This window comes from Kitasatospora sp. NPDC096140, from assembly GCF_040303045.1.
In the GTDB taxonomy this organism is placed as follows: Bacteria; Actinomycetota; Actinomycetes; order Streptomycetales; family Streptomycetaceae; genus Kitasatospora.
In genome coordinates, this window is record NZ_JBEOUW010000052.1 from 46,025 (window position 1) to 60,060 (window position 14,036).

The 14,036-nt window shown below is 75.1% G+C and carries 6 protein-coding genes; 5 read left to right on the plus strand and 1 reads right to left on the minus strand.

Annotated features, from left to right (window positions below; genetic code table 11):
- Positions 1-7: 7 nt before the first annotated feature.
- Genes ABT048_RS35945 through ABT048_RS35960 form a run of 4 tightly spaced genes read left to right on the plus strand, consistent with a single transcriptional unit; the run spans position 8 to position 11,541 of the window.
- Entirely contained in the window at positions 8-1,180 is a 1,173-nt protein-coding gene (locus ABT048_RS35945; RefSeq protein WP_350525816.1) for a Kelch repeat-containing protein, read from the plus strand.
- Positions 1,177-4,443 carry a hypothetical protein gene (locus tag ABT048_RS35950; protein ID WP_350525817.1) on the plus strand — a complete coding sequence of 1,089 codons (3,267 nt, stop codon included), beginning with the start codon at positions 1,177-1,179 and terminating at the stop codon, positions 4,441-4,443. The genes ABT048_RS35945 and ABT048_RS35950 overlap by 4 nt, the downstream gene beginning before the upstream one ends.
- Positions 4,425-9,710: a hypothetical protein gene (locus ABT048_RS35955; protein ID WP_350525818.1), complete on the plus strand. Its 5,286-nt coding sequence runs from the start codon at positions 4,425-4,427 to the stop codon at positions 9,708-9,710. Before ABT048_RS35950 ends, ABT048_RS35955 begins: the two co-directional genes overlap by 19 nt.
- Positions 9,703-11,541, plus strand: coding sequence for a hypothetical protein (locus ABT048_RS35960; protein WP_350525819.1), 1,839 nt, complete (start codon positions 9,703-9,705; stop codon positions 11,539-11,541). Before ABT048_RS35955 ends, ABT048_RS35960 begins: the two co-directional genes overlap by 8 nt.
- Positions 11,542-11,656: 115 nt before the next feature.
- On the opposite strand, the gene ABT048_RS35965 is transcribed toward ABT048_RS35960, so the two are convergent.
- Positions 11,657-12,817, minus strand: a complete 1,161-nt coding sequence (locus ABT048_RS35965; protein WP_350525820.1) for an iron-containing alcohol dehydrogenase — start codon at positions 12,815-12,817, stop codon at positions 11,657-11,659.
- Positions 12,818-12,952: 135 nt separating this feature from the next.
- Between ABT048_RS35965 and ABT048_RS35970 the strand changes: the two genes are divergently transcribed.
- Complete coding sequence (locus ABT048_RS35970) at positions 12,953-13,921, plus strand: LysR family transcriptional regulator (RefSeq protein ID WP_350525821.1); 969 nt, start codon at positions 12,953-12,955, stop codon at positions 13,919-13,921.
- The last annotated feature ends 115 nt before the right edge of the window (positions 13,922-14,036 follow it).

Below are 14,036 nucleotides of genomic sequence, written 5' to 3' on the forward strand. Positions count from 1 at the left end.
CGACACCATGACCAGTCCCACCGTGGTGGCCGCGGCGAAGTGGACCACCGCCCACGACCTCACCGGGGCCACCGCCTGGTACGGGCAGCACGACGGACCGGTCGTGCTCAAGGGCACCACGAAGGTCCTGGTCGTCGGCGGCGCGGACGCCGGCGGGGCCGCACTCGGCCGGGCCGCCGTCTACAACCCGGCCGACGACACCTGGAAGGCCACCGCCACCCAGCCCTCGCCCCGGCGGCTGCACACCGTCACCGCCCTGGCCGACGGCAAGGTCCTGGTCACCGGCGGCATCGGCGGCTCCACCGCACCGGGCCTGGCCTCGGCCGAGGTCTACGACCCGACGGCCGACACCTGGAGCCCGGCCGGCACCATGAACCAGGCCCGCTGGGGCCACAGCGCCGTCCTGCTGCCGAACGGCAAGGTCCTGGTCGCCGGCGGCACGGCGGTCCGGGCCGGCCGGACCACCCGGGCGCTGCGCTCCGCCGAACTGTACGACCCGGCCGCCACCACCGACGCCACCCGCTGGACGACCGTCGGCGACATGACCGACGCCCGCTCCGGGCACCCCGCCGTGGCGCTCAAGGACGGCAAGGTGCTGGTCGTCGGCGGCACCGCCGCCGTCGGCACCGACCGGGACCCCGCCCTCGCCTTCTGCGAGCTCTACGACCCGGACCGCGCCACCTGGACCCCGACCGGGAACCTGCTGCGACCGCGCGCCCTGCACCAGGCCACCGCGCTGTCCGACACCACCGTGCTGGTGACCGGCGGCCGCGCACCGGGCGCCGGCGACGACGGCACCTTCGACCCGCTCAGCCGACGGACGGCGGAGACGTACGACCTCGCCACCGGCGCCTGGACCGCCGCACGGGACATGCCCGCCGGGCGCGCCCAGCACCGGGCCGTCGCCCTCGGCCCCGGCAAGGTCCTGGTGATCGGCGGCACCGGCAGCGACCCCGACGAGGCCGGCTACCGCAGCGTCGTCGCCTACGACGCGGCCTCCGACACCTGGACCACCCGGGCCGGCCTGCTCACCGGCCGCTGGGCCTTCGCCGCCGCGGTGCTCCCCGACACCAAGGTGCTCGTCACCGGCGGCGCCACCCGCTCCGGCCTGGCCGCCGCCGACCCGACGGCCACCGAACTCACCGCCGCCACCGAGCTGTTCGACGGGAGCGGCGCATGACCGCGAACGGCTACTCCTTCCTGCCCTGGCTGCGCTCCGGCCTCTCCACCCGGATCACCGGCGACCCGGGCAGCTCGTCGCGCGCCACCATCCCGGTCAAACTCCTGCTGAGCGGCGAGGCCCTGGACGGCTCCCCGCTGTCCCGGCCCGTCGAACGCCCCGTGCAGCTCTACGGGCCCGGCGACGTCGTCGGCGTCGAGGCCCGCGCGATCTCCCGGCGGGAGCCGCAACCCGGCACCACCAACGTCGAGCCGAACTACCTCGCGCACATCGAGTTCTACGACGAGGACTTCCTCTGGCGCTACAGCCCGGCCGGGCCCGACGGCTCCACCGACCGCCTCGCCCCCTGGCTGGCGCTCGTCGTCCTGGCCGCGAAGAGCGACCCGTCCGGCGCCCCCGCGGAGTTCGACGAGGGAAGCGGCGGCGCACCCCTGCCGTTCGTCACCGTCAAGGACCCGAACGCCCTGCCCCCGGCGGACCAACTCGGGGCCTGGGCACACGTCCACGTCCACGGCTCGCTGGACGACCAGGTGGCCCGGGAGCTCTCCGGCCCCGGCGACCAGGTGCTGCAGACGCTCGCCGAGGTGCTGCGCACCGACCCGGACCGCGCCTGCTCCCGGCTGGTCTGCCCGCGCCACCTCCAGCAGGACCGGACGTACGAGGCGTTCCTGGTGCCCGCCTTCGAGACCGGCCGTCTCGCCGGGCTCGGCTTCGACCCGGCCCTCGCCCCCGGCGCGCTGTACTCCGCCTGGGGCCCGCCCTACCCCGACCGCAAGGGCGAGGGCCGACTGCCCTACTACCACCGGTGGTCCTTCACCACCGGCGCCACCGGCGACTTCGAGTACCTCGTCCGGCTGCTGCAGCCGCGCCGCCCCGCCCCCGAGGTCGGCCGCCGGGACATGGACGTCCACCGACCGGCCGGTCCCGGCCTGCCGCCGATCACCACCCCGGCCTCGATCGGCGGCGTGCTGCGGCTCGGCGGCGCGCTCCAACTGCCCGAGCAGCCGGTCGACGACTGGGAGAACTGGGACAACTGGTACGACAAGCCGGCGCCCGCCGCGCCCTACCCGCACCCCTTCCAGCAGGCGCTCGCCAACCTGGTCAACCTGGCCGAGGCCTACCGGGACCGCACGCCGGCGGCCGCCCACGCCGCGCTGCCCGGCGACCAGGCGCAGGCGCTGTCCGCCGGGGTCGACCCGGTGATCACCCCGCCGTTGTACGGCCGCTGGCACGCGCTCACCTCCCGCCTGCTGGTCGACGACGCCGGCCACCCGCTGCCCTCGCCCGCCAACCGCGCCTGGGTGCACCGGCTCAACCTCGACCCGCGCTACCGGGTCGCCGCGAACTTCGGCACCCGGGTCGTCCAGGCCCGGCAGGACGAGTTCATGGACGCCGCCTGGGCCCAGATCGGCGACGTGCTGCAGGCCAACGCGCGGATCCGCGAGGCCCAGCTCGCCCGCGAGGTCGGGCACCGGCTCCAGGTCAGGCACCTGGAACCGCCCGCCGCACCGGCCGGCGCGGTGGCGCCGCCGCCCACCGGCAAGTACCTGACCCTGACGGCGCCCGCACACCCCCGGGTCACCACCCCGGCGACCACCCCGACCGGCCGGCCCGCCGGGCCGGACCGGGCGGACGCGTCGGACGGGACCGACGGGACCGACGCGGCGGAGCAGCTGGCCGTCGGCTTCCAGGTGGCGACCAGCCGGGTCGCCGCGGCACCGCTGTCCGCCCCGATGCGGCGCCTCACCCGCCCCGGCGCCCGGCTGATGCGCTCGCTCACCTTCCCGCCGGACCAGCCGCGCGAGGCACTGGTGCCGCGGATGGACGCCGCCACCGCAGCGGTCACCGCCGCCGCACCCAAGGTCAAACCCGCCGCCCTGGTGACCCCGGGCCAGCTCGACCAGGTGCTGCACCCCGTGGTCGGCGTCCGGGCGGCGGCCCCCGCCGACCCGGTCGGCTCCCTCCCGAAGAGCCCGGACTTCGTCATCAAGGAGATCGGCGACCCCGTCCCGCCGACCACCGGCGGCGACCGGGACAGCCCCGAGGCCCAGCGGTTCAAGGGCGCGCTGAACGAGCTCTACGCGGGCTGGGACGCGTCCGCCGCGGTCGGGAAGCCGGCCGTCCGGGAGCGGCTCGGCGTCGCCGGGACCACCGATGCGGTGCTGTCCCGGCTTCGCTCGGACACCACCGTCCCGAGGAGCCTGCTCGGCGCGGTCGACCTGCCCGACCGACTGCGGCCGTTCGCCGAGGAGTTCATCGAGGCGATGGCCTACCCGGTGATCGACCTGCCGATGTACCAGTCGCTGATCGACCTCTCGGTGGACGTGTTCGCGCCCAACCTGAACCTGATCCCGGCGAACTCCATCACCCTGCTCGCCAACAACCGCCGCTTCATCGAGTCCTTCCTGGTCGGCCTCAACCACGAGATGGCCCGGGAGATACTCTGGCGCGAGTACCCGACCGACCAGCGCGGCACCCCGTTCCGCCAGTTCTGGGACCCGCGCGCCGTCCTCTCACCGCCCGGCGAGACCCCCGAGCAGCGCCGCGAGCGGCTGTACGACATCCGGCCGATCCACCGCTGGGGCCCCGCCGCCCTGCTCGGCCAGAACGACAACCGGCAACAGCAGGGCACCACGCAGAAGGAGGACCTGGTGCTCGTCATCCGCGGCGAGCTGCTGAAGAAGTACCCGAACACGGCGGTCTACGCGCACAGGGCGGTCTGGCCGCTCGACGACGACGGCAACCCGGTCACCACCGGCGAACGCGTCCCCGCCCCGCTGCCCGACGAGGACCACCCGACCGCCGATCTGGTCCGGCTGCCGCTCTACGAGGCCAAGGTCGAACCCGACATCTACCTGCTCGGCTTCGACCTCGACGCGGCCGAGGCCCGCGGCAAGCCCCCCGGCGACCTCGGCTGGTTCTTCGTCCTCAAGGAACGCCCCGGCGAACCCCGCTTCGGCGTCGACGAACCCGAGGGCCCCCTGCCGCCGGTCGAGGTGTGGAACGACCTCACCTGGCAGCACGTCGATCCCGACCACCTCGGCTTCATCGAGTTCACCGACGCCACCCACGTCCCGCTCGCGCCCTTCGACGGCTCCGAGGACGACCAGGAGAAGCAGCAGCAGCGCACCGAGGACGACGCGCTGCCGCTCTGGTACTCCCGGCTGAGCTCCGCCGACATCGCCTACATCCTCTTCCAGGCGCCGGTCATGGTCGCCGTCCACGCACAGGAGATGCTCCCGGTATGGCCGACAACGACCTGAGCGACGACTACCCGGTCCTGCTGGGCCCGGTGCGGATCGAGACCAGGTTCACCGCCACCGAACTGCTGGTCCGCGTCTTCCCCGACGAGTGGTCGGTCGACTCCTTCGAACCGCGGCCCACCGAGGCCGAACTCGGCGCACTCGACGCCTACTGGACCGCCCTGTGGCGCACCGGCGGCGCCGCCGTCGGCGACCGGGCCGCCTGGCACGAACTGGTCGGCCGGATCGCCGCCGGCCGCGCCGGCTGGCTGCTGCGCGACCACCGGCCGGCCAACCCGGCCGACCGGCCGGTGCCCGTCCCCGCCGGCGCCACCGTGCTCGTCGTCCTCAGCGACACCGCCCTCCCCGCCGACGACCGCGGGCCCACCGCCGACTACTGGACGGCCGTCTGGCGCGCCCACGGCGACCGGGTCGCGCTGCGCACGGCCGACGCCGCGCTGCTCGCCGCCGTCGGCCCGACCAGGGCGGCGGCGATCCGCGCCCGCCGACCCGCCGGCATCGAGGCGGCCGCGGTCGCCACCGGCGACGCCGCCCTGGTGGCCTTCCTGGTCGTGCCCCGCCCGCCCGCCTCCGGCATCGCCCCGCAGTCCTGGACGGTCGCGGCCCGCGCAGGCCTGCTGCCCGACCACTTCCGCGTCCTCGGCTGGGCCGGCGGCCGCAAGGTCGTCGACCTCGACGGCGAACCCGTCCCGGCGAGCCTGTCGGTGAGCCCCGACCCCGGCTCCGACGACCACCTGACGGTCGACGAGACCACCGGCGTGATGACCGTCCCCGACGAACTGCGCTGGCTGACCGAGTTCGGCCGGGCCGTCACCGTCGGCATGGGCTTCCGCATCCAGCTCACCGCCGACCTCCGCGGCGGCCTCGACCGGCTGGTGGTGCTCGGCCTGCGCCGGCGGTCCACCCCGGACCAGTCCGCCGCCGACCTCACCGCCCAGCTCACCCGCCAACTCCGCAGCCCCGCCGGGCTCAGCCTGCTGCCCCAGGGCACCCCGACCAACAACACCGCCCAGGCACCCGCCGGCCTCGACCGCGCCCAGGAGGCCGACGCGGGCCTGCGCTCCGCCACCGGCCTGCGGGCTGCCGAGGCCGGCACCGACTGGACGACCCGCACCGACGGCCAGTGGTTCGCCGAACTGCTCGGCCTCGACCCGGCCGACCTCGCCGGCATGCCCAACGCCGACGGCACCGACCAGCGCGACGCCCGTGCCGCCGACACCGCCCTGTGGCCCGCGACCTGGGGCTACCACCTGCAGACCACGCTCCACCCGATCCTCAGCCGCGCCGTTGTCGACCGGACCCGGCAGTTCTACCTCCGCCACGTCTCCGGCCGCGGCCCCGTCCCCGCGGTCAGGATCGGCCGACAGCCGTACGGAATCCTGCCCACCACCGCCTTCTCCCGGCTCGCCTGGCCGGACACCGCCGCCACCGCGACCCACCGCCGAGGCCTGCACACCGTGCTCCAGGCCGCCGCCGCCGACTGGCAGACCGCCGCCGCGAAGGTCGCCCACCTCGGCGGCCGGGCCGACGACGCGCACCAGCACCTGCTGGACATCCTCGCGCTGCACCCCACCTCGGCCGAGTACTACCAGCGGTACGCGCAGAGCGTCGAGGACATCTTCAACCGGGAGAACCTCGGCGCGCTCGGCCCGACCGTCCTGACCGCCCTGGAACGGCAACTGCACATGCCCGACCCGATCCGCGCCCTGCTGACCCGCCTCGGCCACCCCGACGCCGGCCCCGCCCAGGACCCGGACCTGATCCGCCGCCTGTTCCTCGACACCCAGCACCCGCTGCTCGCCCCGGCCGTCGACGACCGCCCGCTCTCCGAGACCGACCCGGTCCGGCCGTACACCACCGACGGCGCCAACTACCTGCAGTGGCTCGCCGCCCACGCGCGCACCGACCTGGAGACCGTCCGCACCGAGGCCGGCTTCCCCGAGGACGACCGGCCCTCCGCGCTGCTCCACCTCCTGCTGCGGCACGCGCCGCTGCTCGGCTGGGCGGACGCCGCCACCGAACTGGCCATCGCCGCCGGCGTCGCCACCCCCGCCGAGATCGCCGCCGCCGACCCGGCGTTCATCCACGTCAGGATCCCGCAGCCCGGGCAGGGCATCCCGAGCGAGAGCCGGTTCCGGCGGCTCTACTCACCCGCGCCGGAGATCACCGGAAACCCGGACCGCCTGGTCGTCGACCACATCCCCCGGGTCCTCGGCACCGCCCCCGGCACCGCCCGCCTCGCCGAACAGGCCGACGCCCTCGACCTGCTGGCCACCCTGCCCACCGCCCGACTGGAACGCGTCCTGGCCGAGCACCTGGACTGCGCCACCTACCGGCTCGACGCCTGGCGCCTGGGCCTGGCCAACGAACGCCTCGCCGAACTGCGGTACGGCCCCGACGGCACCGCCCCCGCCGCACGCGGCCTCCACCTGGGCGCGTACGGCTGGCTGGAGGACGTCCGCCCCCGCGAGCGGCAGCTCACGGAAGTCACCCCGACCGGCCCCCTCGCCGACGTCTTCCGCGGCAGCCGGCCGCTGATGCACGACGAGAAGAACGGCGGCCACCTGCACGCCCCGTCACCCGCCCAGGCCCGCACCGCGGCCGTCCTGCGCGCCGGCTACCTCGCCAACGGCTCACCGCAGAACCCCGGGTCCTTCGCGGTCAACCTCAGCTCCGAACGGGTCCGGATCGCGCTCGGCCTGCTCGACGGCATGCGCCAGGGCCAGTCCCTGGGCGCCCTGCTCGGCTACCGGCTGGAGCGCGCCCTGCACGACAGCCACGAACGGGCCGAGGTCGACTTCGTCATCTCCGCCCTGCGCCTGAAGTTCCCCCTCCGGGCCGGCCGGATCGCCCAGACCGTCCCGCACCAGGCCGACCAGCCGGACCCGACGAAACCCCTCGCGATCGAACAGATCGAGGCCCACAACGTCATCGACGGCCTCGCCCTCGTACGCCGCGTGACCCGCGGCGACGCCCCGAACACCTACCCCTTCGGCCTGGACGGCCTGCCCGGGCTCGACGACACCCAGCAGGGCGTCGTCGACCGGGCCGTCCTGGGACTGCTGGACGTCCACGACGCCCTCGCCGACCTCGCCGTCGCCGAAGGCACCCACCAGGCGCTGCTCGGCAACCCCGAACGCGCCTCCGCGACGCTCGACGCGTACGCCAAGGAAGGCCTGCCCCCCGAACCCGCCGTCGTCGCCACACCCCGCAGCGGCACCACCCTCACCCACCGCCTCGGCCTGCGCCTGACCCCCGGCCTCCCCCCGGACGCCGGCGCACCGCCGCTGTCCCACAACACCCCCCGCGCCCAGGCCGAACCCGCCGTCAACGCCTGGCTGCCCGCCCTGCTCCCGGCCCCCGTCACCGTCGTCGCCCAGGTCACCTGGACCGACCCGCTCACCGGACAGCCCCGCAGCCGCGCCGTGACCCAGGCCGACACCGGCCTGCAGCCGATCGACCTGCTCTGGGCGCTGCGCCCGGTCGGCGAAGGCGCCATGACCGACCTCGACGACCGCATCGTCGGCGTCGTCCTCGCCACGGACAACCCCCGGCCCGACGCCGAACTCACCATCCGCTACACCGACCGGGTCGCCGGCCGGATCACCTTCTTCGAACTCTCCCCGCTGATCGCCGCGTTGCGCTCACTGCTGACCACCGCCCGACCGCTGCGCCCCAGCGACCTGGTGCCCGCCTCCGGCCCCGCCCCCGCCGGCCGGGCCGCCGACACGGCCGTCTCGCTGCCCCGGGAGCGCCCCGCCGCGGTCCGCGCCTCCCTGGACGCCCTGCGCAAGAACGTCGAGAACTACCTCGCCACGCTGGCACCGCTCTACCCGGCCGACGCCCAGCCCCAGCGCGACCGGATCCTCGCCGCCGTCGACACCCTGCTCACCGGATACGCCGGACTGGTCACCACGGCCTCCGGCTTCGGCATGGTCCGCAGCGGCTGGGGCGAACTCGCGATGTGGCGCCGCGGCGTCTTCACCGACGTCCTGGCCGCCGTGGCCGTGGCCGCGGACCGCATGACCGGGGCGCTGACCAGGGCCGACGCGCTGCTCGCCGGCTACGACGCGCTGCCGGCCGCCACCTCCGCCGCCGAACGGTTCCGGCTGCTCCAACAGGCGGAACGCCTGGTCGCCACCAAGCCCACCGCACCGCTGCCCGCCCAGCCGGCCACCATGCGCGCCGTCGTCGCCAACCGGCGGCAGGCCTTCAACGCCAAGCTGCAGTCGCTCAGGTCCGAGGCCAGGACCATCCGGACGACCCTCAGCGGCCTGCTCGCCGAAGTCGCCGCCAAGCTCCCGCTGACCGACTTCGACCCGACCGACCTCAGCCTCCGGCCCTTCCAGGACCGGGTCGTCCTGCTGGGGCGTGACCTGCTGGACCGCGCGACCGCGCTGCGCACCGAGGTCCTCGCCCGGCTCGCCGCCGCGGACACGGCCCTCGCCGCCCACGACGCGGCCGTCACCGGGCCGGACCGGGTTGGGGCGGCGACCGACGCACTCAAGGCCCTCCTCGGCCAGGACGTCCTCGCCGTACCGGAGTTCACCCCCGACCCGCAGCTCGCCGCGGACTGGACGAAGGCCCGCGCCGACAGCGGCAAGCTCGTCCAGCACCTCACCCAGCCGCCGTTCGGCCGGGACTTCCCCGTCGACGACTGGGCGCACGGCATCGCCCGGGTCCGCGAGAAGCCCCGCCTGTGGGAGAAGGCCGTCGTGCTGAGCGACGCCCTGCGCGGGCCCGGCGGGATCCTCGGCGACCTGCTGCAGTCCGCCGAACCGCAGCTGGTGCCGATCCAGCTCCCGTACCGGCCGGACGACCACTGGCTGGCCATGGAGTTCAAGCCCGGCACGGCCATCACCGAGGACAAGGTGCTGTTCACCGCCCACTACGCGTCGGACCCGCTGATCCCCCCGCCCACCCAGGTCGGCCTGCTGCTCGACGAGTGGACGGAGGTCATCCCCGCCGAGCGCGAGACCACCGGGATCGCGCTGCACTACGACGGACCGGACTCCGAACCGCCGCAGGCGATGCTGCTGGTCGTGCCGCCGGTGCGCACCGGCACCTGGAACACCGACGACCTGATCGCCGCGATCGGGGAGACCCTCGACCTGGCCAAGTCCCGGGGCGTCGAACCCGAGCACCTCGACGGCACGGCCTACGCCCAACTGCTCCCGGCCACCGTCATGTCCGCCACCCGGCAGCCGATCACGATCTCCACCGACCTCGCGATCGCCAACCAGCGCTGGAAGGCCGCCCATGCCTGAGCCCCGCATCGACAACCTGGCCGAGGCGCTCGCCGCCCGGGACCGTCCGGCCGTCGGGGTGTGGAACCGGCTGGAGGGCCGGCCGCGCACCACCGACTTCGAGCGGGCGCTGCGCGCCGAAGTGCGGGACCCGCTCTGGCTGCTGACCAGGCAGTGGCAGCTCGGCGAGTTCCGCGGCAGCGACGGCGGTTCGCCGGTCACCGCGACCTACTCGATCGCCGTCGCCCGGCCCAGCCGCTTCCGCCCGGCCGGCGGGACGCCCGAACCGCTGCCGCCGGACCGGCCGTTGGAGGCGCTGGCCGAACGGCGTCCGGTGCCGTTCGTGGCGGGCGCCGACCGGATCGCCTTCGACCTGCGGCTGGCGATCGGCCGGCGGTGGCTCAAGCTGCTGGGCCGCTCCCCGGTGCTGGGCAGCGTGGCCTTCGACTTCCGCGGCCAGTACGTCCGGCTGTACCCGATCGCGCTGCCCGACCCCGCCACGGACGCCGACGCCCCCCGGGTCGCCGACCCGGAGGTCTGGTCGACCCTGCAGGCCGTCGCCGGGCGCCGGATGGACGGCTACCTGCTCTACCGCCACCTCAAGGACGGCGGTCACGCATCGGACGGCATCAGCGACCTGCTGCACCTGCACCGCCCCGCGCTCGACGCGCTCGGTGACCGCCTGGTCGCCTGGTTCGACGACCTGATCGACCAGCCGGACGCCGACGGCGCCTGGGACCCGCGCCGGCTGGAGCACCGCTTCTCGGTGGCCGGCTCCGCCCCGGGCGGCGGCGAGAAGGTCCTCACCGCGCAGGAGTACCCGGGCGGCGAACTGGACTGGCACGCCTTCTCGCTCGACCCGGCCGCCCCGGTCGGCGGCACCGAGCCGCCGCTGCCGCCGATCAACCGCACGGTGTTCCCGGCGCCGCTCCGGTACGCGGGCATGCCGCTGCCGCGCTGGTGGGCGGTGGAGGACGGCGCCACCAACTTCGCCGCGGTGTCGCCGGACAGCACGGACCTGGCCCGGCTGGTCTTCCTGGAGTTCGCGCTGGTCTACAGCAACGACTGGTTCCAACTCCCGTGCGAGCTGCCGGTCGGCACCGTGGCGACGATCCAGGGCCTCGCCGTCACCGACGTGTTCGGCGAGCGGCTGTGGATCACCCCGGCGGGCACCGGGCTCGACGACGACTGGCAGCGCTGGTCGATGTTCACCCTCGACACGATCGACAGCGCCCCCGGCGCGGCCGCCGACACCGGCCTGTTCCTGCCCGCCAGCGTGCCGAAGGTCGCCGACGGCCCGGCGCTGGAGGAGGTGTCGCTGATCCGCGACGAGAACGCGAACCTGGTGTGGGGCATCGAACTGACCGTCCCGCGGGCCACCGGCGAGGGACGCCGGGGCAGCGAGGTCGCCGCCGGGATCCAGGCCCGGCACCTGCGGCTGCACCCGCCCACCGCGCCGGGCGGCCCGCTCGCGCCGATCGCGTACGAGGCGATGAACTCCGTCCCGGAGCACTGGATCCCGTTCATCCCGGTGCACGTCCCCGGGGACAACCGCACCATCCAGCTCCAGCGTGCGGCGATGCCGAACGTCGTCGACGTGCTGCCGCCCGTCCAACCGCGGACCTCGCTGCTGCGCGAGGGCCTGGACGCGACGCCGCCGCAGTCGTACTTCGTCAACCAGGAGGAGGTCCCGCAGTCCGGCACCCGGCTCGCCGTCGCCTACAACCGGACCCGTTGGCGGGACGGGCGGGTCTGCGTCTGGCTCAGCGCCAAACGCGGCACCGGCCGCGGCGAGGGCTCCAGCGGCCTCGCCTTCGACCTCCTCGTCGACACCCCGGCGACGGCGCACTGACGCGGCTGCCCCGGCCGGGGCGCCCCCGATGCGCTCCGGCCGGAGTGCCGCGATGTGCTCCGGCCAGGGGGCCCGATGCGCTCCGGCCGGGGCGCAACGGGGCACGGCGCCGCGGTCAGCCGTAGATCCGGGCGTAGAGGTCCTGGATCTGCTCGGCGGTCGGGACGACGGGGTTGTTGGCGGGGGAGCCGGACGCCAGGGCCTGCTCGGCCATGAGGGGCGTCAGCCGCTTCCAGGCGGCCTCGTCGACGCCGTACACACGGGGCGTGGGGACCTCCAGGTCCCGGCAGAGGACGCGGAGCGCGTCCACGAGCTTGTCGGCGGCCGCGTCGTCGGAGTCCGCGGCGGTCGCCGCGCCCAGCGCGCGGGCGCAGTCGGCGTACCGGCCGGGCGCCGCGGACACGGAGAAGGCGGTCACTGCGGGGAACAGCATCGCGTTGGACAGGCCGTGCGCGACGTGGAAGTGGGCGCCGATCGGGCGGCTCATGCCGTGCACGAGGGCGACGCTGGAGTTCGAGAAGGCGATGCCGGCCTGGGTCGCGGCGAGCATCATGGCCTCGCGGGCCACGGCGTCGGACCCGTCCGCGTAGGCGCGGCGCAGGTGGCGGCCGATGGTGCCGATCGCCGTGAGGGCGAGGCTGTCGGAGAAGGGGTTGGCCTTGCGGCTCACGTACGCCTCGACGGCGTGGGTGAGGGCGTCGATGCCGGTGTCGGCGGTCAGCCGGGGCGGCATCGACATGGTCAGCTCCACGTCGACCACCGCGGCGAGCGGCAGGAACGCCGGGCCCAGGCAGAGCATCTTCTCGTCGGTGGCGCTGTCGGTGATGATGGTGAACTGGGTCGCCTCCGATCCGCTGCCGGCCGTGGTGGGGACGGCGATCACCGGCAGCGCCGGCCCGACGTTGACGCGCGGCGCCTTGAAGTCGCGCATGTGGCCGCCCTGGACTCCGAGCAGGGCGAGGGCCTTGGCGGTGTCCATGGGGCTGCCGCCGCCGAAGCCGATGACCGAGTCCGCCTCGTGCTCGTCGAGCGCCTTCACCCCCGCGGCCAGGGAGGCGGTCGTCGGGTCGGGCACGGTGTCGGAGAACACCCGCGGGTGCAGACCGGCCTTGTGCAGAGTGGCCGTCAGGCGCTCCGCCGCGCCCGTCCCGACCAGGAACGCGTCCGTGACGACGAGGGGGCGGTTCAGCCCCAGCCCGAGGATGACGTCGCCCAACTCCTCGGCGGCGCCCGGCCCGACGCGCAGGATCCGGGGCAGGGAAAGGCTGGCAACCATGGAGGACCTCTCGACGGTGGGGGAGGGTGGGTGGGCGCTCCGCCCGGCGCGGGTTCGACTGTGACGCCCGCGCGTTGTGCGTTCAATCGTCAATCGCGCAGACCTGGTGTGCAGAAATGCAGATACGCTGGCCGGGTGCACCCCCGTTCCGGCCCGGTCGGCGAGGATCCGGCCCCACCGCCGCAGCCAGACCGCGGCGGGATCGACCCGCGCAGGCTCCGCGCGGACGACCTCCGCTACCTGCTGGCCGTCGCCCGCACCGGGCGCCTGGTGGCGGCGGCCGACGCGCTCGGCGTGGACCACACCACGGTGTCCCGCCGCATCACCGCGCTGGAGCGCAGCCTCGGCGTGCGGCTGATGGAACGCGGCACCGAGGGCTGGGCCCTGACGGAGGCCGGAAAGGCCGTCGCCCAGGGCGCCCGCGCGATCGAGGACGCCCTCGTCCACGTCGTCGACGCGGTGTCCGGTCAGGACGCGCCGTCCCTCCACGGCACCGTCCGGGTGAGCGCCCCGGACGGCTTCGGCACCCTCGTCGTCACCCCGGCACTGGCCCGGCTGCGCCGGCACCACCCCGGACTTCAGGTCGAACTCATCACGGCCACACGGCAGTTGACCCTGCGCCCGGCCGGTTTCGACCTCGCCCTGGCGATCGGCAGGCCGCCCAGGAGCCGGTTGGTGACCGAGCACCTCACCGACTACGCGCTGGGCCTGTACGCCAGCGAGGAGTACCTCGCGCGTTGCGGGTCCCCCGGGACGGTCGCCGACCTGCGGGACCACGCGCTGGTGTTCTACATCGAGTCGATGCTGCAGGTCGGCGACCTCGACATCGAACGCCATCTGCCGGGTGTCACCCCCGCGTTCTCCTCCACGAACGTCTTCGCACAGCTCGAAGCCACCCGCCTGGGGTCCGGCATCGGCGTGCTGCCGGCCTTCCTCACCGGTCGGGTTGGGCTGCGGCGGCTGCTGGCCGACGAGGTCGACATCCGCCTGCCGATCACGCTGGCCGTCCGGCGGGAGGCGGTCACCCACCCCGCTGTACGGGCGGTGCGCGACGCCCTGCACCAGGAGGTCGCCGACCGCCGCGCCGAACTGCTCCCGGAGTAGCCGGGCCCGGCCGCCCCCGCCCCCGCCCCCGCCCCCGCCCCCGCCCCCGCCCCCGCCCCCGGTGCCGGTTGTCGGGCGGTCGGTCGGACGGCGTCGGGGGCCGCGGCGTGCGCAC

Excerpts from the sequence above, each read along its gene's own strand:
- ABT048_RS35945 (WP_350525816.1), top strand. The coding sequence starts at position 8 with ATGACCAGTCCCACCGTGGTGGCCGCGGCGAAGTGGACCACCGCCCAC.
- ABT048_RS35950 (WP_350525817.1), top strand. The coding sequence starts at position 1,177 with ATGACCGCGAACGGCTACTCCTTCCTGCCCTGGCTGCGCTCCGGCCTC.
- ABT048_RS35955 (WP_350525818.1), top strand. The coding sequence starts at position 4,425 with ATGGCCGACAACGACCTGAGCGACGACTACCCGGTCCTGCTGGGCCCG.
- ABT048_RS35960 (WP_350525819.1), top strand. The coding sequence starts at position 9,703 with ATGCCTGAGCCCCGCATCGACAACCTGGCCGAGGCGCTCGCCGCCCGG.
- ABT048_RS35965 (WP_350525820.1), bottom strand. The coding sequence starts at position 12,817 with ATGGTTGCCAGCCTTTCCCTGCCCCGGATCCTGCGCGTCGGGCCGGGC.